This window comes from Nostoc sp. C117, from assembly GCF_043099735.1.
In the GTDB taxonomy this organism is placed as follows: Bacteria; Cyanobacteriota; Cyanobacteriia; order Cyanobacteriales; family Nostocaceae; genus Nostoc.
Genome location: NZ_CP170991.1, coordinates 1,331,577 through 1,351,985, shown reverse-complemented (window position 1 = coordinate 1,351,985; position 20,409 = coordinate 1,331,577). Strand labels below are relative to the sequence as shown.

Genomic DNA, 20,409 nt, shown 5'->3' with positions numbered 1-20,409 from the left:
ATGTCTTATCACATTCAGGTATCACCCATCAAATTCTCGGATGCAATCTTAATAACTAACTCCAAATACCATTCCTCCAGTATCAAATCGGGAAGAAGGGGAGTTGCAAGTGGGGCATGGGAAGATCGGGGAGATGAGGGAATTTATAGTAAGTCTTTCTCCTCTGCCCCTTTGCCTTCTTTTGCCCAATGCCCAATATCCAAATAATTACGGCAATTCTACGGAAGTTGGTTTGGCGATATGTGGTAATCCCCAACCGAGTTTTTCCCGCAAAATTCGGAAAAACTCTGGAGGTTGCAAGCGAATAAATCGCACACTATATTGCGATCGCTCTAAATATACTCGATCCTCTGGTAGGATATAGCACCCCCCATTACCATCCACCACCATCACCAGCCGAGGAATATTGACTGGGTAGATGTTGACAGATTCAGTATCTGGAAATACCAATGCCCTAGAGGCTAGGGAATGTGGACAAATGGGTACTAGCTGTAAAGCAGGTATACCAGGAGTTACTACCGGACCACCAGCACTCAATGAGTAAGCTGTGGAACCAGTAGGCGTAGAAACAATTACACCATCCGCTGCAATATCTACTGGCGCATGACGCCCTATGGCAATTTCAAAATGGCACATAGAGGTCAAAGGTTCCCGATGCAGAACCATTTCATTCAAGCAGAGAGCTTCCCATAGCACTGAATCTCCCCGAAACACTTTGACGGTGAGCATGGCTCGTTCTTCAATTTCATACTCACCCGCCATCGTTTGCTCTAGTGCTTGGGGCAATTGATTTAGGAAAGTTTCCGTCAAAAATCCCATATGACCGGTATTTACTGTTAACAGTGGAATACCACAAGGCGCTACCTGACGAGACGCTGCTAAAACAGTACCGTCTCCTCCTAGCACGACTGCAAATTTCATATCTGAGTCGAAACCAGGGGGCGTCAGACCATCTATGGGGGTGTGGCGTACAGGACTCTCAGGGGTAGAGTAGCCCAGTATCCCACCAATACTCGATGTTACACATACATTCCAACCGACAGCGGTTAGCTTGTCTTTCAACTCGATAGCGACACGACTTGCTATCGGTTTAACGTCATTATAGATAATGCCTGCTTTCGGCACACTCAAATATCCAAGTTTAGGCGATGCTCTGTATTTTGTAATCGTTACACATTTTTGACCATGTAGTCATTAATTTAGAGTCTAATGTTTAGAATCTAGATTTCAATAACTAATGTCTCTTGACTAATGACTATTGACTATTGACTTTTGAAGACTGTTTAAAAGGAGTTTTTTTCGGCTTCTGTTTTTTGCTTTTATTTTTCTCGTAGTCTAGCTCTTTGAGCTTCTTCATAATTCGGCTGAAGTACTCTTGCAGATAGCTTTCGAGAGTTGTGGTTTGTTGTTGATCTAAGCCAAATATTGTGTATACTTCGTCCATTGAAGCATTTAACTGTCTACCACTAGCCAATACTTCTGTAAACGCCAGCCTGTCTGCTATGTTCCATCCCCACTGAAAGAAGCGCATTAAGCCACGCACAGCACGCAGTACATTTATTGGCATCCGCGTTACTCTGGCTTCTTTTCCAGATAAGCGTTCGCACAGGTTGATGATTTCTTCGGCACTCCATGCACGAGTACCAACTACAGGAAAAGCTTGGTTTTGGGTTTCTGGCACACTCAAGGCGCGAATAGCAAATTTAGCAATGTCCTGAGTATCCATGTAAGCGATAGGAGAAGAATTGCCAGTCACCCAAACTGGTTGTGCTTCCAAAATGGGAATCCCGTATTGACCGATTAACCCTTGCATAAAACCAGCTAGCCGCAAGATGGTATAATTCAAGCCAGATTCTGCCAGGTAAAGTTCTGTACACCGCTTAATTTCCATCAGCGGCACTTCTGGGTATTTCTCGGCATCCAAAATTGAAAAGAAGATAAAATGCTCTACACCTGCTGCAATTGCTGCTTGAATCAATGCTACTTTGCCGTCCCAGTCCACTTGTTTGATGCTTAGGGAATCTGTCGGGCGAGATGTTGAGGCATCAATGACTTGGGTGACACCTTGTAATGCTTCTGCGAGGGTGTCGGGGTAACGCAAATTTCCCGGTACGAGTTCTGCACCCCATTCTTTCAAAAAAGCTGCTTTTTTACTGCTGCGGACAAGACAGCGTACTTTATATCCCTCATCGATAGCACGACGAGCCACTTGTCTTCCTAAGGTGCCAGTGGCACCGACGATTAATAATGTCATGAGGGTCGTAATATATCTTAATTTTTTATGAAAAGAATGTTATTAGAATAACCTATGTAAACAAAAGTTTACATCTTTTTTAAGAAAATTAATTTATCGGAGAGACTCATGAGAAAAAAGCTGTCCGATTAGCGAACAACTTTTTTTCCTAGTTAGGGATGAAAAAGAGAATGGGAAATGGGGGATGGGGAATGGGGAGACAAGAATAAGAATAATAACTCACGCCGTGTGCAAGTTTTTCTTAGCCCCCCTTCTTAAGGGGGGAACAAAAGAAAGTTACACATCGCGTTAACTCATTAAGTCAGCACTCAGCATTCAACTATTCTTCTGTGCCCTGAATCTTGAGTAACAACGCGCCTAAGCCCCAACCTACGAAGATTAAACCGAAAGACAATAGAGCTGCATTCAAAATTTCGCCGCCCATTGGTGTGATTCTCCTTATGCAAAATGGTGTGTAAACTAGGTCTACCGGAAGCTTTTCATTAGTTGCTGTGGCATTAGACCTGTGTAAATAATTTTAAACTAGTTTAGCGGGTAATCTCTACTGATTTAGCAGGTAATCCTTACTGTGCAGACAGATGATAGAGATCAGAAAGATGAGAGAAAAGTTCATCATTCATTATGAAGAAATTTTATGTATCAAGATAATTTAGTAAATTTGGACAAAGAAAATCTTCCGCGTTTGGCGCTGACGGTGGGAGATCCGGCGGGAATTGGGACAGAGGTAATTTTAAAAGCTTTAGCAGATCCGGAAATTAGTAAAAAATACGACGTTACTGTGATTGGTAACCGAGATTTGGTGGCACAGACTTATCACAACTTGAATTTAACTGAGAATTTACCACCTTTGGCAAATCCCGATCGCCTCTCAATAATTGATGTGCAGTTAAATGAGGAAATTAAACGTGAAATTATCCCAGGAATAGGTAATGCGGCCAGTGGTGCAGCTAGTTTTGCTTATATGGAATATGCGATCGCCAAAACACTCGCTGGTAATTTTGATGGTATTGTCACAGGACCCATCGCTAAATCTGCTTGGAAAGCCGCAGGGTATAATTATCCCGGACAAACCGAGCTTTTAGCCGAAAAATCGGGTGTTAACCGTTTTGGAATGTTATTTGTAGCGCGATCGCCCCATACTAATTGGATACTTCGTGCAATACTGGCTACCACACATATTCCTCTAAGTCAAGTAGCCGATACATTAACACCGCAGTTGTTGACACAAAAATTAGATTTGCTGGTGGAGTGCTTGGAGAAAGACTTTGGGATAAAAAAAGCGAGAATAGCGATCGCAGGTTTAAATCCACACAGTGGCGAACAGGGACAATTGGGACGTGAAGAACAAGATTGGTTAATTCCCTGGTTGGAGCAAGAGCGGCAAAATAGACCACAATTGCAATTAGATGGACCGATACCGCCAGATACCATGTGGGTTAAGCCTGGTCAAGCCTGGTATGGAAATTCTCACATCCAAAATCCGGCTGATGGGTATTTGGCACTTTACCACGACCAAGGTTTAATTCCTGTAAAGTTGATGGCATTTGACCGCGCTGTGAATACTACTATTGGGCTTCCTTTTGTGCGGACTTCACCCGATCATGGAACAGCGTTTGATATTGCCGGTAAGGGAATTGCTGATGCTACGAGTATGAAAGCAGCGATACATTTAGCGGCTGAGTTAGTTAATCAAAGGTTGGCAGTCAATACGGTTCGGTTAAGGCAAGAGACGCGATAAATCGCCGTCTTTACAAGAATTAGTCCTTTGTAGAGACAGCGATTTATCGCGTCTTTGTTATGTATAATTTTCATCAAAAAACCTTATCCGATTTGGTTAAAAGTTCTTTGTTGCAATATTTACTAGGAGTAATGCTTACTTGAATTTTGAAATTGTCGGAGACATCACCAATATTGAAATAATTGCTGTCGGTAACTCCATTCGTGAACTCGAACGCTTGCGTAAAACTTATGGTTCAGGACGGTGGCGGAAACTTAAAGGCTTTGCAACCATTAGCTGAGACGACGGAAGCATTTATGAAGCTGAGTTAGAGCTAATTTGTAAACTCAAGTAAAATACTTACCTTGTAAGGGTTTCAGGAATTTTAGTTAATACAGCACTTATTCGCTGAAACTTAAACCTAGTAATGAGTTGAGTCTCCTTAAGATTTTCTTTACGAATCAGCTCTTCCTTTTTTTCACTTTGGATTAATGAATTTTGATTTTTAGGAGTTAATAATGAATTCCGATATAACTATTGGATACGTTCGTACTGACCTTCAAAGTCTTCATGATTGGACTAATCATCAATTTGGCATGAAGTCAATGTCTTCTAGTCGGGTTGCTTTTGATCGAACTCACAAATGGTTTGGATACGAGGTAATATTACTAAAGCCTAATGCGAAAATCAAGAAAGGACACTGGGATGCGAGGGTTAATCGACTTGGCGATCGCATTCTTCCAGGATGGAATTCTGCCTTACTCTGCCATTATCCTCCAGGTGTTGGCATGAAACGACACCGTGACCACCGCGCTTTTGAACCTCTGGTAGCACTAGTCAATATTGGACGTGCTACTTTCTGCATTGATACTCAAGGGTATAGTAATAAATATCACCTTGAAGATAGTCAGGTTATCAAGTTTTATTCTAATCTTCACCATGAACTACTTCCGATTGTATCTGATCGCTGGTCTTTGTCCTTTCGCCGGATTAATTCACAGGATCTACGGTTCTAAACTTATGTAATCCTTTTCATGTAAGCACAAAATCACCGAGTCAGTTTGGTATTAATGTCCTAAATTAACCTCAGTTATACAGTCAAGCCTCAGTAAAAATATTTAGGTAACGGTCAGATGATAAGCGATCGCACTAATTCTAGATCAAACCTTTAGGCTCTAGAATTAAATCTACAGCAGCACTTAAGTCTTTAACGATTAAGTCGGGATGATAAAGTTCTAATTGAGTGCGATCGCGGATTCCAGATTCCACAGCCATCACCTTTACACCGTGGGTTTTTGCCGCGGTGATGTCTGCTTCTGTATCTCCCACCATCCAAGTATCAGCAGCAGGAGGTAGTTCTTCTAATGCTCTGGCCATCAACAAGGGTTTATCTTCGATGTCACGAGTTTTCACATAGTCATTACTAAGACAATAACAACGATTTTCCGCGAAAAATCTCGCTAAATCGTATTTTTGGAAAGCATAATCTAATTCCCGAACTCGGCGCATGGTCATAACTGCCAAATCAACTCCAGCTTGTTGAATTTTTAACAGTGCATCCACCGCACCAAGTGAAAGAATGTCATACTCAAAGTAAGGTTGTGTATGCACAGTTTGCCGCCGCAATTGGTCAAATTCTTGTGCTTGGGCTTCGTCTAAGCCAGAATTTAAGGCAATTTGTTTTTCGGGAACACGCTTACGCTTTAACTGCCAAAACTCTGCTTTGGGAAGTTCTTGCACCACTTGGTCTGGACGACGGGTTTTTTCTAAGCAAAATTGATAAACGCGATAGTACCGTTCGGAAACATCAATAATTGGCCCGTCGAAGTCAGTAATCAGTCTTAGCATCGCCGCAAAATGTTAATTTTCATTAAAATTATCGCAGCTATGTGGCTATTTTTAGACCAAGAATCTGCACTATTCATTTAGCTAGGCATTTTTTGTAAACACTTTTTCAAAAAGTATCGACGATGACCTGGAGGAAAATCCTCTAACTCTCCAAAAACTTCATAGCCCAAGTGCTGATAAAATCGAGGAGATTGGAAGCTATAAGTAAAAACATATGCATTTAAGCAACCACGATTAACAGCCTCTTGCTCTGCTGCTAAAAGAAGTGCTTTTCCATATCCATCACCTCTCAAATATTCTCTAATCCAGAGAGTACCGATACAATACTTTTCGGTTAAACCCAATAATCTCCCTTTTGGTCTGGGGAAAGGTTAAAGGGTAATGGGGAAAGGGAAAGGGGAAAGAAAAAACTTTTAACCTTTACCCTTTACCCTTTAACCTTTTCCCTTTTCCCACCTCTTGCAAAAAGCACTTTTGCAAGAGGTCTAATCTTGCCTACATTAAATTCGTGAAGTTGCTTGTCTACAAAGTCAACTTCTTTGGATTCTGGCTGAATTTCAATTGATATTTTGTACTCAGGCATCATTGCAAAGTACCACGTTTAATTTGTTCGCTTTCAATCGCTTCAAATAAGGCGCGAAAGTTACCTTCGCCAAAACCTTGAGCTTGAAAACGCCGTTCAATAAACTCAAAGAAAAATGTCGGCTGTTCAAAAATTGGCTGGGTAAAAATTTGCAGTAATAAGGGTGCAGGATGTCCTCCTTCTACAGGAGTATATTCTTTCCAGTCCACCAAAATTTCTTGTTGGGCGATCGCCTCAAGTTCTAAAACTGATAATGGAAGTCCTGGACGCTGTTGTAGTTGGGTGTAATAACTTTGGGGAACTGAGAGCAAGGATAGACCATTGGCACGAAATTTGGCGATCGCACTTACAAGATTAGGTGTCCGCAAAGCAATATGTTGAATACCTGGTCCCCGGTTGACATCTAAAAATTCTTGAATTTGGGAGTTGCTAGAAGCTGGTTCATTAATTGGCAATTGGACTTTGCCGTTGCGCGAAACCATTACTTGGCTGTGTAAAGCAGAGCGATCGGTTTTAATTTTAAATACTTGCTGGGGTTGAAAATTGAGGATCTTTTCATACCAAGTAACAGCACTTTCTAATTCACCAATTGCTACGTTCAATACGATGTGGTCTATGGCGGTAATTAAAGAGGATGTGGTAACACAAGAAGCAGTCAGCAGTGAGCAGGTGGAAAATTCGTCTCCTGTACACCCTACCGTCTGCCTCTTAGCCTCTTCTTTCAGTGCGTCCCCACGTCTAGCCTCCCCATCTCCTCCTACTTCTCTTTCTATCAGCGTATGAGTCAATCCACCCCAAGCGGCAATTTTGCTCCACTTAAGGGATGCTGTACCTAAATTCTTTTCCTGGATGGGTTGTAGGACTGTGGCACCGTGTTTTTGAGCAAGAGCGATCGCTGCTTCTACATCTTCCACAGCAAAAGCAACGTCTGCAACACCAGGCGGATATTGACGCAGAAACTCAGCTACTGGACTTGTGGGTAACAGTGGTGAAGACAGAAAAAAGCAGACATCACCACTTTTGACTACTTCTGTACAAGTGTGAAATGAACTAAGGCGATCGGCTACTGGTTCAAAACCAAGATGGTATACAAACCAATCCCGCCATACTTTGGCGTCTTCTACATAGAAATGAACGTGATCAATTTTCATAGATACGGAAAATCCAGCATAAAAGTTTATATATCTGTAAATTTTGCCTTTTTTGCTAGATTTTCACGTCCTTCCTAAGCAAGAATTATGTAGACGTACTGCCACTCTAAAAGAACATATGACTATCAGGTTGAATGTTAATTTCCATTGGTACAGCTTGCGGTTCGGCAGAAAGAGCGAAAAAAATCGCATTGGCAGCAGTTTCAGGACTAAGCATTTTTTTCCGGTCTACTTTTAAGGTGACGTTATCCCAGAAAGGAGAATCTACCCCACCAAAGTAGAATAGCGTGAACTTGATACCAAAACGTTTAAGTTCTTCTGCCATGCACTTGCTGAAACCGACAACACCAAACTTAGAAGCAGAATAAGCCGCCGCCATCCCCATCGAATGCTTACCAAGAATTCCTACCACGTTACAGATGTGACCCGATTTGCGCTTTTGCATTTCTTCCGCCGCCGCTTGAGTAGTGTAAAAGCTGCCTTTTAAGTTGACATCTAGCATCTTGTCTAAATCAGCAGGTTCCAGGCTGTTGTAAGGCTTGAGTATACCAGCACCAGCTGCATTCACTAAAATATCGATTTGACCAAACTCAGCAACAGTTTTTTCTATCAAAGTATCTACTTGTTGGGGGTCAGTAATATCCGTGGGAACGGTCAAAACTTCCCCTGGGAAATCCGCAGCCAGTGTGGTTAAACGAACCGCATCTCTAGCAGCCAGTACCAACCGTACTCCAGTAGGCGCAAGTTTGCGTGTTAAAGCTGAACCAATACCACCAGTAGCACCGACAATAACAACGACTTTATCCTGCATTTTTAAAGTTACATTTCTTTACATCTTTTTACATAATACTTAATTATGGACTGAAGTTGTCAGTGTAGCCTGTCAAGATAAGTATGCTGGGTAAATAAGTTAGACTTTAGTCTTTGATTTTTCAAGCACTCAAGTGCTGACTACAAACCTCTCAAAACCTTTGCGACAGACCAGTAGTAGGTATCCAGAAAGTACTTACTCAAAGAGTACTGGTGTTACTTCATATTCTCTACCACTTGCCTTTAATGTAAATGCTGGAGATGATTCTAAATATTTAGTAAAATTAGCACCTAACTTTAATTTTTTAACAATTGCATTAGGAGATTCTCCGGTTATTTTCTGTATCTGTGTACCTAACTTTGAGATAGATACTTTAGTATTGGGAGACTTTATTTTGATATCCTGAATAATTTCTAACATGAATTTATCTAATGTTTCGCCATCACAAAATTGACCAAAATATTCTTTTTTACCATCTTTAATAAATTGTCTAGATAACTCCTGTGAAATAGAAGTTATTTCTTCATGTTGTGGTTGTTTTTGATGATGAGTATAATTGATGTTGCATCTTTCTTCAAATAAACTGGCAATAGCTGCTAAACTTTGTAATCGACTATTGATTGAATCTTGTTCATTTTTAATTAAATCTTGAATTTGATCGACCACTTTTTCCAAAGATGGAACTTCTGTGGTCATTGTTATAGAATAATGAGTTAATTTGCCAGTATTACGATTTTCTATATGCAAACTTTGTCCTTGTCTATGTACCCAATAGACAATCAATCCCTGATTTTGAAGTTCGTTACAGAGGTGCATCAAAATTCCATCACCAGAACAGACTAAGATTTCTGCAACTGTTGGATAAGAGCGTAAGATACAAGCACCAAATGCAATCATTTTTGCATCAGCACTATCCTTACCTCCAGGGACATGAACCAGTTGATATCCACGATTATATAGTTCAATATCCTGCTTACCAATACTTGAATTTTTCCAATTAGCAAATGCTATTTTAACTTTGAGAGGATATTCACATACACTAGCTAAAAATGATTCGGAATTAATATCTAATTTTAAGTTTTCTGCATCCAAAAGTAAAAGAGATATTCCTGTTTCTAATTGATGCTTAATTTGCGTTTTTTCCTGAATTTTTTGGATAAATTGACTTAACGCAACAGATTCTAACCAATCAGGTGATAATATAGTTTGCATTAATTCTTCAGCTAATAAATAGCTCAGGCTTTTTTCAGTAGATTTTTCTTCTGCTAGTTCTTTTACTAAAGGGAGTTCTCCAGCTTCAGGCATAGATAGTTGATTGTGTCCATTGCCCTTAGCAAGCAAGTCACTTTCCAACACGCGAGGGAATATAGGCTCAATAAATTGTTTACCACAACTCTTGCAGAGGTAATTCTGCTTGTCATTCCTACGACCATTTTTACGATATGAAGTAGATTCGCATCGGGGACATTTCATTTTCTCACTCAGGTGGTCTCAAGCAAATACTTCTCTGCAATATATAGTATAAAAAATGCTGTCAACTTAGTTAGGATTACCAATCATCAGAAAAAATCAAAATGGGTGGGAATTAAATTCAATCCATAATTCCCACTCAATATTATATGATAGACCCGAGAAGTTAAAAAATACTTCAACAACTGACGCGGGCAAAAACGTAATCGCGGGTACGCGAATCAAGAGGATTAGTAAAGATTTTATTTGTAGTACCAAATTCAACCATTTGAGTAATCCGATTTTCATTACTGCAAAAGAAAGCGGTAAAATCAGATAAGCGAGTAACTTGCTGCATGTTGTGGGTAACCATCACAATTGTCAATTCAGAGCGCAAGTTATGGATCAGACTCTCAATTTTCATACTACCAATAGGATCTAGACCTGAACAAGGTTCATCCATTAGAAGAACTTTTGGTTTAACTGCTAGAGCGCGGGCAATACATAATCTTTGCTGTTGTCCCCCGGAAAGCTCTAAAGCAGATTTGTGCAATTTATTTTTCAGTTCCTCCCAAAGTTCGGCAGCTTTGATAGCAGATTCAACAATCGCGTCTAATTCTACTTTCGGATGCCATCCAACTAATTTAACCCCATAGGCAACATTATCATAAACGCTCATAGGAAAAAGATTTGGCTTGGGAAAAACCATACTAATTTGGCGCCGTAGCCTACTTAAATTGACACGACGCTCATAAATATTCTGTCCAAAAAACTCTACTCTTCCTTCAACTTTTACTTCTGCTTCTAATTCAGTCATCCGATTTAACGATTTAATAAAAGTAGACTTGCCACAACCACTAGAACCAATAATTGCCGTGACTTGGTTTTGGTAAATGTCCATTGACACGCCTTCAACTATCTTTTGAGTGTCGTAATAGAAGCTGAAGTTTTTGACTCTGATGGCTGGAATTAGTTTACTCATATTCCCAAAACGTGTGAAACAAACTTAACTAAGTAAAACAGTACAAATCAGCAGCACTGTTTCACTATGTTACTCCTAAAAGGAGGTCTTCATAGAAATTACGTAGATATACAGTAGATATATAGCAAACACACCCTTACTAAATGTTTGTATTAACTTATGTAACAAAAATTAGCTTTGAGAAAATTAACAAAGGGATATGCAAAGAAACAAGCTAATGTGCTTTTAAGTTGCACAATTCGGCTTCGTTAGAAAGAAGCGGGGACTGAAAAACGCAAATATTTAAATGACGATTAGCTTAAACAACGACAAATGAGAAATGACTTTTTAACCGAAACGTCCTGAAATGTAGTCGCGGGTACGAGGGTCAAGTGGGTTATTAAAGATTTGCTCTGTGGCACCAAATTCAACCATCTGACCAATGCGACTTTCATCGGTGTTGAAGAAAGCAGTAAAATCAGAGACGCGAGCAGCTTGCTGCATATTGTGGGTAACGATCGCGATCGTTAACTGAGATTGCAAATTATGGAGCAATTCCTCTACTTTCATGGTAGCGATGGGGTCAAGAGCCGAGCAAGGCTCATCCATCAGCAGAACTTTCGGTTTAACTGCTAAAGCACGAGCAATACATAATCTTTGTTGCTGACCACCAGAAAGCCCGAAAGCTGATTTATCTAGCTTATCTTTGACTTCATCCCAAAGAGCAGCGCTGTGAAGTGCAGACTCGACAATTTCATCTAATTCTACTTTTGGATACCTACCTGCTATTCGCATACCATAGGCAACATTTTCGTAAATGCTTATGGGAAAAGGATTCGGTTTTTGGAACACCATCCCGATTTGGCGGCGTAATCGATTGATATTGACACGAGGAGCATAAATATTTTGACCAAAAAATTCTACCAGCCCTTCAACTTTTACAGGTCCTTCTAATTCACTAATGCGATTAAGAATTTTAATGAATGTAGATTTACCACAACCACTAGGACCGATAATTGCAGTTACTTGGTTTTGATAAATATCTATTGATACTTTTTCGATCGCCTTAATTGTCCCGTAGTAAAAACTGATATTTTTTACTTTGATAGCTGGAATTAGGTTACTCATACTTACCCAAGGTGCGAAACAAAAACAAAAAAAATTGGTTTTTACCTGACTCACTACTCAGCATGGGCTAAACGCCCCACTATCCCTAATAGCACTCAGCACTCTTCATTTGATTCTTCTCTGGTTAATAACTAACCGAGAGACGATACTGACAAATACAATTAAGCCCAGTAAAACTATTGAAGTAGTCCATACTAATTGACCTTTTTCGGGGTCTGGGTCGTTGTAGAGATTAAAAATTAATACTGGTAAGGAAGCTGTTGGACTTAACAATCCTTCTGACCAATCTAAACTAAATAAAGCAGTAAAAATTAAAGGTGCTGTTTCACCAGCAGCACGAGCTACAGCTAATAAAATGCCTGTTGTAATTCCGGGAATTGCCGTAGTTAGGACAATGCGAAAAGTAGTTTGGAAGCGAGTTCCACCTAAAGCAGCAGAGGCGAGGCGTTGAGATGTGGAAACAAGTTTCAACGATTCTTCTGTTGTCAGTATAATTATGGGGAGCATAATCACAGCTAAAGCAAAACCACCTGCGATCGCGCTAAATCCTTTAGTTGCCAAAACGATTATACCGTAAGCGAATATACCTACAACAATTGAAGGTACACCTGTGAGTATATTGCTGATAAAACGAACAAAATTAGTAATTGGGTTGGTTTGATCGAATTCCGCCAAGAAAATTCCTGTCATTATTCCTGTAGGAATGCTTAATAGGGCACCAATGCATACCATGATTATGGTTCCCAGGATGGCATTGCCAAAGCCATTATCAATTACTGCTTTGACAAAAATTTCCGATTTGATGCCAGATATTCCCCGAACAAGAATTTCCCATAAAATTGATAATAAAGGGATGAGTGCTAGACCTGTCAAACCAAAGGCGATCGCATTCATTAAATAGGTAAATATTACTCGCTCTTTTGGTAAGGGGCTACATAATTCTCTCGTTATAGATTCATCAGTTTCCGGCTCAATGTAACCACTCATATTTCTCCAAATTTTTGGTTGATAAACAAAACAGTTGCTATATAAATTAGCAATTACGCATAATAATTAATTCTGGATTCGGAATTTAAAGTTCTTCTTCAATTATTTTTTCTCCCAAACCATTTCACTAATAATACAGCCCCAATATTTACAGCTAGAGTCAACCCAAATAAAATTAATCCTAAATAGCTTAAAGCACCAATATGTAACCCTGGTTCTGCTTCCGCGAATTCATTAGCTAATACAGAGGGGATTGTATAAGCTGGATCGAGCAAAGAAAGACTAATTTGAGCAGAATTACCAATTACCATTGTCACAGCCATTGTTTCACCCAAAGCACGTCCTAAGGCGAGCATTGCCGCACTGACTATTCCAGAAAATCCTGCTGGTAGCAAAACCCGAAAAATTGTTTCCCAACGAGTACCACCTAAAGCCATAGATGCGCTACGTAATTCTTTAGGAGTTGCCAGTAACACATCACGAGTAATTGCTGCCATTGTTGGCAAAATCATGATGGCTAGAATAATTCCAGCAGTCAACATATTTGTTCCAGAAGGTTCTTGCGTATTAAATAGTGGTATGAATTTAAAACTGTTGCCTAACCACTTTTCTAAAGGTTCCAAAACTGGAATAAACACAAAAATAGCCCACAAGCCAACAATAACGCTAGGAATTGCTGCGATTAATTCCACAACAAATGCTAAGATTCTTCGCAGCCATGAAGGTAAGAAATTTTCACTTGTTACCAACGCGACTGCAATTCCTACTGGTACAGCCAATAAAATAGCGATCGCACTACTTACTAAGGTTCCATAGATATAAGGTAATGCACCAAAAATCCCATTACCTGTATCCCAATCTTGACCCCAGAAAAAGCCCAATCCAAAGTTTTTAATGGCTGGTATAGCTTCTTGGTAAATTACCCAAGTCATTACAAATAATACTGCAAACGTCACCACGGCAAAAAAGTATACTAGCCGTGTAAATCCTTGATCAAACCAGAAATTTTTGCCACCAATAACTGTCAGATTCAGACTTTCATCATCTAGATTTGACTGATGTAATGAATTTTTGTCGGCTGGTTCCGATGAATTTGCCATTATAAATAAAATAAATGTTTGCGTTTAAGTAGAGTTGACAAACAGTAATATCCCTAAAAAAGAATTTCCAGGTTATGCCTGGAAATGATATTTACTAACAATATTTACCAGATTCTAAAAGGGTGTTGCTTAAGTTTACACTAATAGTAATTTGCCAACCCTACTGGGAGAATAAAGTAGTAAGATTACTTCACAGTACTATTCACTGTCTGAAGTACACGATTTGCCACATCAGATGGAATCTTGGTGTAATTGAGGTCATCATTATATTGTTGACCATCTTTTAATACCCAATTTATCCATTTTTTGATTGCATCTGCTTTGGCAGCACTAGCATACTTTTTGTAAACCATCATCCAAGTAAGGCCAACGATGGGATAACCTTGTGTTGGATCTCCAACAAAAACGCGGTAGTTATCAGGGAAATTGACAGTAGACAAAGCTGCGTTTGCAGATTGTAAAGAAGGAGCAACAAATTCTCCGTTCTTATTTTGTACCAATGCTGATTTCAGATTATTTTTGAGAGCATAAGCATATTCAACATAGCCTATAGAACCAGGAGTGCGACTTACTATGGCAGCTACCCCAGGATTACCTTTACCTTTGAGGACGTTTGGTAGATTCCATTTAGGAGCAGTATTAGCTCCAACTCTACCTTTAAAATAACCATTGATTGTACTCAAGTGGTTAGTAAAAATGAAAGTTGTACCGCTACCATCGGCGCGAACAGCAAATTTAATTGGTTGATTTGGTAGATTAACACCTGGATTATCAGCTTTAATTTTCGCGTCATTCCAATTGCTAATTTGACCTGAGAAAATTGCTGGTAGCACACTACGAGACAATTTGAGATCGTTAACGCCTGGAATATTATAAACCACAGAAACGGCACCGCCCGCTGTGGGTACTAAGATTACACCGTTCTTGACTTTAGCGATTTCATCATCTTTCATTGCAGCATCACTACCACCAAAGTCAACGGTTCCAGCAGTCACTTGACGAATACCGCCGCCGCTACCAATTGCTTGGTAGTTAATTTTCAAATCTGGATATTTCTTCTTAACTTCACGAGCATACCGTTCGTAAAGCGGAGCCGGAAAAGTTGCTCCTGCACCGTTGAGTGTTTCAGCTTGGGCGATCGCCCCAAATATTGGACTAAGTGCAACAGAAGTTGTCACTAATGAAGTTGCAACGACACGATTCAAGATGGTGGTCGAAAAAATCATATTACCTCTGATTAAAGGAATATTTCCCTGCTGTAATCACAGCCTTAAATAAGCTACATTTTTTATGGTTAACAATAATTTAACGATAGATAAACAGCAAGTTAAACTGCGTTTAAATTTTAGTTTTAAACAGTTTTTTACCTATTTATATTTAATTGATTAGATTGATTTAGCAATAACATATTGATGAAAAATTAAAGTCAAATTTCAATCCTTAAAAAGGACTCACAACACAATTAAAAAAATATAACTTAAGTACAAAATAGATAGAAAATGTGTGTTTATTGGTGAGTTGCTGGAATTGATAGGCAATGCTAAATCATTCGTGAAAAACTATATCCCCGACTTCATTTAAAAAAGTTGGGGATCTGAAGCCTTGTGATTTAAACGAAATCAAATTAGGATTGCCATATAGCAGTCCTAAATCATTCGCGAAAAATTAGATCCCCGACTTCTTTGAGAAGTCGGGGATCTGGAGAACGCAAATTTTCACAACTCATTTAGGATTGCTATAGCATAAATATCTGTACGAATAACCCAAAATTAGGTCGCTATAACCAAAGTTACACCTTGAAGTGTTAACCTTCGCGCTGTGCCAGAAGTTCCTCCCACCTTGCCCAAATCATATCAGTATAGTTTTTGCTATCAATACTGTAAGCACCGATCGCGAAGCCGTCATTCATTTCTACCAAAGCAGTTTGACCAGAAGCCAACACTCCAAAGTCGATTGCATAACCTGCATAGGACTCACCTGCTTTATCTAATGCTTCGATGGCTCGGCATACCTCTTCAATATCAATCGGAACTTCTATGTTGCCAGCATAGTAATCCACGCTCCTAATTTCTGAATCAACAACATAAACTCGGTACTCACTGAGCCAAGTGACAACCTCAGAACACAGCACCTTTTCTTGGCGTGAGACGCTGTAAACCTGAGACAGATCGTAATCAGACTCAAACACCCACCCTGTAAAACGCTTGCGGCGTTTGGCTGGTTTGGCAAATGTCGCTGGATAGTTGCCATCTCGTAGCCCTAATTCCAATTCCCCAAGCGTCGAATGCCAGACGCGACGATGTAAAAACTCACTTAATGAAGCCGGATAATCATTCGGTTCAGGTTCAGGAATGGAAAGCTGCTTCAATGCTCCAGAAATACAGGGCATATCTCCAACAACTAAGGATTTATCATCAAGCGAAAGCTGCTTGCGACGAATACGCTTTTCAGTGTAAAAGGTAACTGGAATTGTACGTCGGTTAAGCTCCTCAACAACCCGCTGTTCTTCTTCTCGGAGCCGTCCGTTGCCCTGTTCCTGAATAAACGCTTTAGAAATCACGACTTTATATAAAAACTTTGCCTCAAGTTATTTTCAAAACATCAGTCATGGTTGCACAGTAATTTGGCAAACCAAAACTGCTAGGATTAATCGCATTTTCATAACTGAAATGCCGATAGTTCATGCAGAATCTATCCCAAGCAGCCATCTGAATGCGGAACAAAACAATAATCAAATTTGCTAACGCTATAGATACGGGAATGCGAAAGTAAATCTTTTTGTCCAAATAAGCACAAACTTCTTCTATTGCTTGATTAGCAGTTAATTTTGATTGACCTAAGACAAACATACGCGATCGATCGTTTTCAGGAGGATGATCGATTAAATATAGCACTACAGTAGCAATATCTCGCCCGTGGATAAAATGAAAACTACCATCTGCATCAAGAAAGCGAATCAAATTAATATATTTTGTTACTTCTGAAATGCCCGATGTCACAGCAGAATAGGGTTTATTCGCATCACCACCTAAAACTAAAGTGGGAAAAACTGTGGTGATTTTAGATGCTATTTTTAATTTTTCTTTTTGATGTAAACACTCATATTTGGAACGGATATAATCTGTACCAATTTCCCCAGCTTCTTTGAGTGGTTGATTGTGCCGATCCAAAACGCTAGCTGTCGAAAAATAAATTACTTGTTGGCATTTATTTGGATCTAGCAGTTCCATCAACTCTATAGTTTTGTTGACATTAATCTCAAATGTCTGCTCACCACCCCAAGCTGTGGCGGTGAGTACTGCTGTATCAATTGTTGATAGCAAATCGGCAAATTGGCTAATGTTTTGCATATCACCTTGCAAAACATTGATACCTGGACGTGCCTGAGTATCAACTTGCAGTTTACTTGGGTTTCTAACTAGCAGAAATAGCTCGTAATCTGTTTCCTTAATTAAGGCTTCTGCTAAATAATGACCTATACAACCACTTGCACCAGTCACTAAAATCCGTTTCTGGCTCATAGAAAATTTATCAAATATTAGGAGTTAAAATTAAAGAGTTAAGAATAAAGTTAAAAGTTCCAAATTGCAACTGATAACTTAATAACTCTAGAAATTTTAGATTTTGAATTTTGGATTTCGGATTGAAGGAAAAATCTAAAATCTAAAATCTAAAATTGAATGACTCCTAACTTTTAACTCCCGCAAGATTCAGTTCCTTGGCGGTTTCAAAGAAGAACGCGACATTTTCTTCTGGAGTTTCTGGTAAAACACCGTGACCGAGATTGAGAATATGACCCCAATTACCAGCTTTGTGAACGGTATCATAAATCCGATCGCGGATAAACTGTTTAGAGCCGAATAACACGCCTGGATCAAGGTTTCCTTGAACTTTGACTTGTTTGCCCAATCTTGCCCGTGCATCTGCCATATCCACTGCCCAGTCTACAGTGACTATATCTGCACCTGATTGACCCATTCTTTCCAACACACCTGCACTACCGCTCACTAACAAAATCAACGGTGTATCGGGGTGGGTTTGCTTGACTTGCTGGAAAACTCTCTGTTGATAGGGTAGAGCAAAGGTGTCATAGTCTTGAGGACTCAATTGACCCGCCCAAGAATCGAACATTTGCACCACTTGGGCACCGGAGTCTATTTGGTAGCGGGCATAGATGGCGATCGCATCTGCTAATTTAGCTAACAGTTGATGCAGTATCGCTGGATCGGAAAATGCCATATTTTTGATGATGGAGTAGGTTTTGGAACCTTTTCCTTCCACTGCATAAGCTGCTAATGTCCACGGCGCACCCACAAAGCCCAACACCGTTGATTTATCGCCTACTTCGGAGCGCAGGGCTTGCAAAATTGTCTTGATAAATGGTAGAGCTGCTTCTGGTTCTAGGGGATGCAGACTGTCAATTTGTTCTTGAGTGCGGAGGGGCGAGTAAATAATTGGCCCTTTCCCTTCCGCAATGTCCATGTCAATGCCCAAACCAGGTAATGGGGTAACAATGTCAGAAAATAAAATTACACCATCTGGTTGAAAGGCTTTCCAAGGTTGCAAGGAAACTTCAATTGCTACTTCTGGAATTTCCGAGCGATCGCGAAACGAAGGATACTTTTCTCTTAAGTCTCGATATGCTTTCATATATCGCCCCGCTTGTCGCATCATCCATACAGGGGGACGATCTACTACTTCACCACGAGCAGCACGTAAGAGATGAGGAGTTGTTAAAGAAACACCCATTTATCACTTCATCCTAAGTCACTTTATTTATGCCACTGTTTAGCTTATCATTCTCGGATTACGCTTTTCCAGCAGGTTCTCAGGAAAAGGTGAGTAGGAGGGCATACTAGTACTGCAAGGCGTAATTCGTAATACTTCGGCTCCCTTCTCCTGTCGGAGACGCTGCGCGAACAGCTTCGCGGTAGTTGAATCTCGACTCACTTCGACGCCGCTCAGTGCAAGTCGCTCGATTTTTGCGTAGTCGAAACTCAGGGTAAGACGCTCAGTACAAGTTCATAATTCCTAATTCGTAATTATGATTGCGTAAGGGTTGTAGACATTTCAAATGGGTGGTTTATTTGCGCTGTGCAGGACTAGTAATATTTGATAATATTTTGGATATGAGCGCTCGGTTGCCTTGCTACAGTATTAATCTAATGCCAGCAAGCGCTACAAGTTATTTTTTTTAGCTTATCCCCTGAAATTATTGCTTTGAGTCCTACATAAAAACAATGCCAGCAAGCGCTACAAGTTATTGTTTTTTAGCTTATCCCCTGAAATTATTGCTTTGAGTCCTACATAAAAAGGCACCTGTCGCTTATACATCAAGGAAACGTATGAGGAAAACTGTATGACAAATAACAAATGTGTCTCTACGCCAAGCGCAGAGACACATCCTTAAGGATTTTCAATCGGTATCTTGATTAATTTATCCTTTCACTGTCACTTTCTGTTTTAATCGTTTGAAGAGAGAAGTCATACCACAAGCACCTATTGCTAACACACCTAACATCGCGTTAGATTCGGGAACGCTCTGGCTGGCTAGTCTATAAGCGTGGTTATCTGTTTCAAAGGCAATACCATTTGAGCGCATCACAACTCGGTCAAATGTTTCTCCTGTATCAGCTACAAGATTGATAAACATATTAGCTTCAGAGCTAGTCCAACTACCATTAGCTATAGCAGTTGGCACATCTGCACCACTAAAAGTCTTTAACAACTGATTACCTTTGTAAATGTCAACAAAGTTGTAATCATCCAATGAACCTGCATAAAAACCGAAGTAATTAACAGCTTCTTTGAAGTTAATATTAACAAAACCACTGTCGCCTGCAACATTACTACCTGATGGAGAAATTGTGAGAAATTTGGTGTTATCCCCATAAGGTGAGGCGTATTGACTAGAAACGCTACCTTGAACAATGTTGCTAGTAATATTAGAGTAAGTAAGAAATCCATTAGGATCGTTTGCTGTCCCATCGTCAAAGGTGACAGTTTTGGCATCAGCGTAGCTAGAAAATGGGCCAGCGTTGACTTGTAGAGTTACGGCACTAGCTGGATTTGCACTGATGACTACAGCAGTTATTCCGAGTAAAGCCAAAGAGATTTTTTGCAGCATTCTAGTAATAAATCTTGAAGAACACAAAGATAATTAAGACTGAACTTTTCTTGAAATCTAGCTATGAAAGCTGGTTTCATAACTCCAACAAACTAGAAGATAATGATAAAGATTATCAGGTCTTTATATATGACTGTTGTTGGGTTAAACAAGCTCAAAGATGTAAATTTATCTTGATGCTTTATAACTCTATTTTGATTTTTATGACTGACAAAAGATACGGTGTATATACTAAAATATCTTTAAAGATTATGTGAAGGTTATTTTGTGCAATTCTAGTTGTTAGAAGAAAC

Annotated in this window: 21 protein-coding genes; 3 read left to right on the top strand and 18 right to left on the bottom strand. The window is 39.7% G+C overall.

Annotated features, from left to right (window positions below; genetic code table 11):
- Positions 1–207: 207 nt before the first annotated feature.
- The 3 genes from ACFG4S_RS06980 to ACFG4S_RS06970 form a co-directional block, all read right to left on the bottom strand.
- A complete protein-coding gene (locus ACFG4S_RS06980; protein WP_392534100.1) occupies positions 208–1,125 on the bottom strand; it encodes an NAD(+) kinase in 918 nt (305 codons plus the stop codon).
- A 130-nt stretch (positions 1,126–1,255) separates the two neighbouring features.
- Positions 1,256–2,254 (bottom strand): SDR family oxidoreductase, encoded by a 999-nt coding sequence (locus tag ACFG4S_RS06975; RefSeq protein ID WP_392534099.1) that lies wholly within the window; start codon positions 2,252–2,254, stop codon positions 1,256–1,258.
- A 319-nt stretch (positions 2,255–2,573) separates the two neighbouring features.
- Entirely contained in the window at positions 2,574–2,678 is a 105-nt protein-coding gene (locus tag ACFG4S_RS06970; RefSeq protein WP_094344256.1) for a PetM family cytochrome b6-f complex subunit 7, read from the bottom strand.
- Positions 2,679–2,888: 210 nt separating this feature from the next.
- On the opposite strand from ACFG4S_RS06970, the gene pdxA reads away from it, so the two are divergent.
- The 3 genes from pdxA (at position 2,889) to ACFG4S_RS06955 (ending at position 4,987) form a co-directional block, all read left to right on the top strand.
- Entirely contained in the window at positions 2,889–3,992 is a 1,104-nt protein-coding gene (gene pdxA / locus ACFG4S_RS06965; protein WP_392534098.1) for a 4-hydroxythreonine-4-phosphate dehydrogenase PdxA, read from the top strand.
- A 139-nt stretch (positions 3,993–4,131) separates the two neighbouring features.
- Positions 4,132–4,272, top strand: a complete 141-nt coding sequence (locus ACFG4S_RS06960) for a hypothetical protein (RefSeq protein ID WP_392534097.1) — start codon at positions 4,132–4,134, stop codon at positions 4,270–4,272.
- Positions 4,273–4,489: 217 nt separating this feature from the next.
- Positions 4,490–4,987, top strand: a complete 498-nt coding sequence (locus ACFG4S_RS06955) for a hypothetical protein (RefSeq protein ID WP_392534096.1) — start codon at positions 4,490–4,492, stop codon at positions 4,985–4,987.
- Between the two features lie 139 nt (positions 4,988–5,126).
- Here the strand turns inward: ACFG4S_RS06955 and ACFG4S_RS06950 are convergent, their stop codons facing one another.
- From ACFG4S_RS06950 to ACFG4S_RS06880, 15 genes are all read right to left on the bottom strand, one after another.
- A complete protein-coding gene (locus tag ACFG4S_RS06950) occupies positions 5,127–5,819 on the bottom strand; it encodes an HAD family hydrolase (RefSeq protein WP_392534095.1) in 693 nt (230 codons plus the stop codon).
- Between the two features lie 77 nt (positions 5,820–5,896).
- Positions 5,897–6,163 carry a GNAT family N-acetyltransferase gene (locus ACFG4S_RS06945; RefSeq protein ID WP_392534094.1) on the bottom strand — a complete coding sequence of 89 codons (267 nt, stop codon included), beginning with the start codon at positions 6,161–6,163 and terminating at the stop codon, positions 5,897–5,899.
- Between the two features lie 83 nt (positions 6,164–6,246).
- Positions 6,247–6,405, bottom strand: coding sequence for a hypothetical protein (locus ACFG4S_RS06940; protein WP_392534093.1), 159 nt, complete (start codon positions 6,403–6,405; stop codon positions 6,247–6,249).
- Positions 6,402–7,553, bottom strand: a complete 1,152-nt coding sequence (hppD, locus tag ACFG4S_RS06935; protein ID WP_392534092.1) for a 4-hydroxyphenylpyruvate dioxygenase — start codon at positions 7,551–7,553, stop codon at positions 6,402–6,404. Before hppD ends, ACFG4S_RS06940 begins: the two co-directional genes overlap by 4 nt.
- 106 nt (positions 7,554–7,659) lie before the next feature.
- Positions 7,660–8,364 (bottom strand): SDR family oxidoreductase, encoded by a 705-nt coding sequence (locus ACFG4S_RS06930; RefSeq protein WP_392534091.1) that lies wholly within the window; start codon positions 8,362–8,364, stop codon positions 7,660–7,662.
- A 195-nt stretch (positions 8,365–8,559) separates the two neighbouring features.
- The gene (locus tag ACFG4S_RS06925; protein ID WP_392534090.1) at positions 8,560–9,669 is read right to left on the bottom strand and encodes an NYN domain-containing protein; all 1,110 of its coding nucleotides are present in this window, start codon (positions 9,667–9,669) and stop codon (positions 8,560–8,562) included.
- A 343-nt stretch (positions 9,670–10,012) separates the two neighbouring features.
- Complete coding sequence (locus ACFG4S_RS06920; protein WP_392534089.1) at positions 10,013–10,795, bottom strand: phosphate ABC transporter ATP-binding protein; 783 nt, start codon at positions 10,793–10,795, stop codon at positions 10,013–10,015.
- 327 nt (positions 10,796–11,122) lie between these two features.
- Positions 11,123–11,902: a phosphate ABC transporter ATP-binding protein PstB gene (gene pstB / locus ACFG4S_RS06915; RefSeq protein ID WP_392534088.1), complete on the bottom strand. Its 780-nt coding sequence runs from the start codon at positions 11,900–11,902 to the stop codon at positions 11,123–11,125.
- A gap of 105 nt (positions 11,903–12,007) precedes the next feature.
- The gene (pstA, locus tag ACFG4S_RS06910) at positions 12,008–12,889 is read right to left on the bottom strand and encodes a phosphate ABC transporter permease PstA (RefSeq protein WP_392534087.1); all 882 of its coding nucleotides are present in this window, start codon (positions 12,887–12,889) and stop codon (positions 12,008–12,010) included.
- Positions 12,890–12,987: 98 nt separating this feature from the next.
- Entirely contained in the window at positions 12,988–13,989 is a 1,002-nt protein-coding gene (gene pstC, locus ACFG4S_RS06905) for a phosphate ABC transporter permease subunit PstC (protein ID WP_392534086.1), read from the bottom strand.
- A gap of 185 nt (positions 13,990–14,174) precedes the next feature.
- A complete protein-coding gene (gene pstS / locus ACFG4S_RS06900; RefSeq protein ID WP_392534085.1) occupies positions 14,175–15,215 on the bottom strand; it encodes a phosphate ABC transporter substrate-binding protein PstS in 1,041 nt (346 codons plus the stop codon).
- Positions 15,216–15,793: 578 nt separating this feature from the next.
- The gene (locus tag ACFG4S_RS06895; protein WP_392534084.1) at positions 15,794–16,549 is read right to left on the bottom strand and encodes an ATP-grasp domain-containing protein; all 756 of its coding nucleotides are present in this window, start codon (positions 16,547–16,549) and stop codon (positions 15,794–15,796) included.
- 22 nt (positions 16,550–16,571) lie between these two features.
- Positions 16,572–17,510, bottom strand: a complete 939-nt coding sequence (locus tag ACFG4S_RS06890; protein ID WP_392534083.1) for an NAD-dependent epimerase/dehydratase family protein — start codon at positions 17,508–17,510, stop codon at positions 16,572–16,574.
- 166 nt (positions 17,511–17,676) lie between these two features.
- Complete coding sequence (gene hemE, locus ACFG4S_RS06885; protein ID WP_392534082.1) at positions 17,677–18,738, bottom strand: uroporphyrinogen decarboxylase; 1,062 nt, start codon at positions 18,736–18,738, stop codon at positions 17,677–17,679.
- Positions 18,739–19,426: 688 nt separating this feature from the next.
- The gene (locus ACFG4S_RS06880; RefSeq protein ID WP_392534081.1) at positions 19,427–20,116 is read right to left on the bottom strand and encodes a PEP-CTERM sorting domain-containing protein; all 690 of its coding nucleotides are present in this window, start codon (positions 20,114–20,116) and stop codon (positions 19,427–19,429) included.
- Positions 20,117–20,409: the final 293 nt, after the last annotated feature.

Bases quoted from the DNA above. Each gene is read 5' to 3' on its own strand.
- ACFG4S_RS06950 (WP_392534095.1), bottom strand. From the start codon at position 5,819: ATGCTAAGACTGATTACTGACTTCGACGGGCCAATTATTGATGTTTCC.
- ACFG4S_RS06890 (WP_392534083.1), bottom strand. From the start codon at position 17,510: ATGAGCCAGAAACGGATTTTAGTGACTGGTGCAAGTGGTTGTATAGGT.
- pstB (WP_392534088.1), bottom strand. From the start codon at position 11,902: ATGAGTAACCTAATTCCAGCTATCAAAGTAAAAAATATCAGTTTTTAC.
- ACFG4S_RS06920 (WP_392534089.1), bottom strand. From the start codon at position 10,795: ATGAGTAAACTAATTCCAGCCATCAGAGTCAAAAACTTCAGCTTCTAT.
- hppD (WP_392534092.1), bottom strand. From the start codon at position 7,553: ATGAAAATTGATCACGTTCATTTCTATGTAGAAGACGCCAAAGTATGG.
- ACFG4S_RS06940 (WP_392534093.1), bottom strand. From the start codon at position 6,405: ATGATGCCTGAGTACAAAATATCAATTGAAATTCAGCCAGAATCCAAA.
- pstC (WP_392534086.1), bottom strand. From the start codon at position 13,989: ATGGCAAATTCATCGGAACCAGCCGACAAAAATTCATTACATCAGTCA.
- ACFG4S_RS06955 (WP_392534096.1), top strand. From the start codon at position 4,490: ATGAATTCCGATATAACTATTGGATACGTTCGTACTGACCTTCAAAGT.
- pstS (WP_392534085.1), bottom strand. From the start codon at position 15,215: ATGATTTTTTCGACCACCATCTTGAATCGTGTCGTTGCAACTTCATTA.
- hemE (WP_392534082.1), bottom strand. From the start codon at position 18,738: ATGGGTGTTTCTTTAACAACTCCTCATCTCTTACGTGCTGCTCGTGGT.
- ACFG4S_RS06975 (WP_392534099.1), bottom strand. From the start codon at position 2,254: ATGACATTATTAATCGTCGGTGCCACTGGCACCTTAGGAAGACAAGTG.
- ACFG4S_RS06925 (WP_392534090.1), bottom strand. From the start codon at position 9,669: ATGCCTGAAGCTGGAGAACTCCCTTTAGTAAAAGAACTAGCAGAAGAA.
- pstA (WP_392534087.1), bottom strand. From the start codon at position 12,889: ATGAGTGGTTACATTGAGCCGGAAACTGATGAATCTATAACGAGAGAA.
- ACFG4S_RS06880 (WP_392534081.1), bottom strand. From the start codon at position 20,116: ATGCTGCAAAAAATCTCTTTGGCTTTACTCGGAATAACTGCTGTAGTC.
- pdxA (WP_392534098.1), top strand. From the start codon at position 2,889: ATGTATCAAGATAATTTAGTAAATTTGGACAAAGAAAATCTTCCGCGT.
- ACFG4S_RS06970 (WP_094344256.1), bottom strand. From the start codon at position 2,678: ATGGGCGGCGAAATTTTGAATGCAGCTCTATTGTCTTTCGGTTTAATC.
- ACFG4S_RS06930 (WP_392534091.1), bottom strand. From the start codon at position 8,364: ATGCAGGATAAAGTCGTTGTTATTGTCGGTGCTACTGGTGGTATTGGT.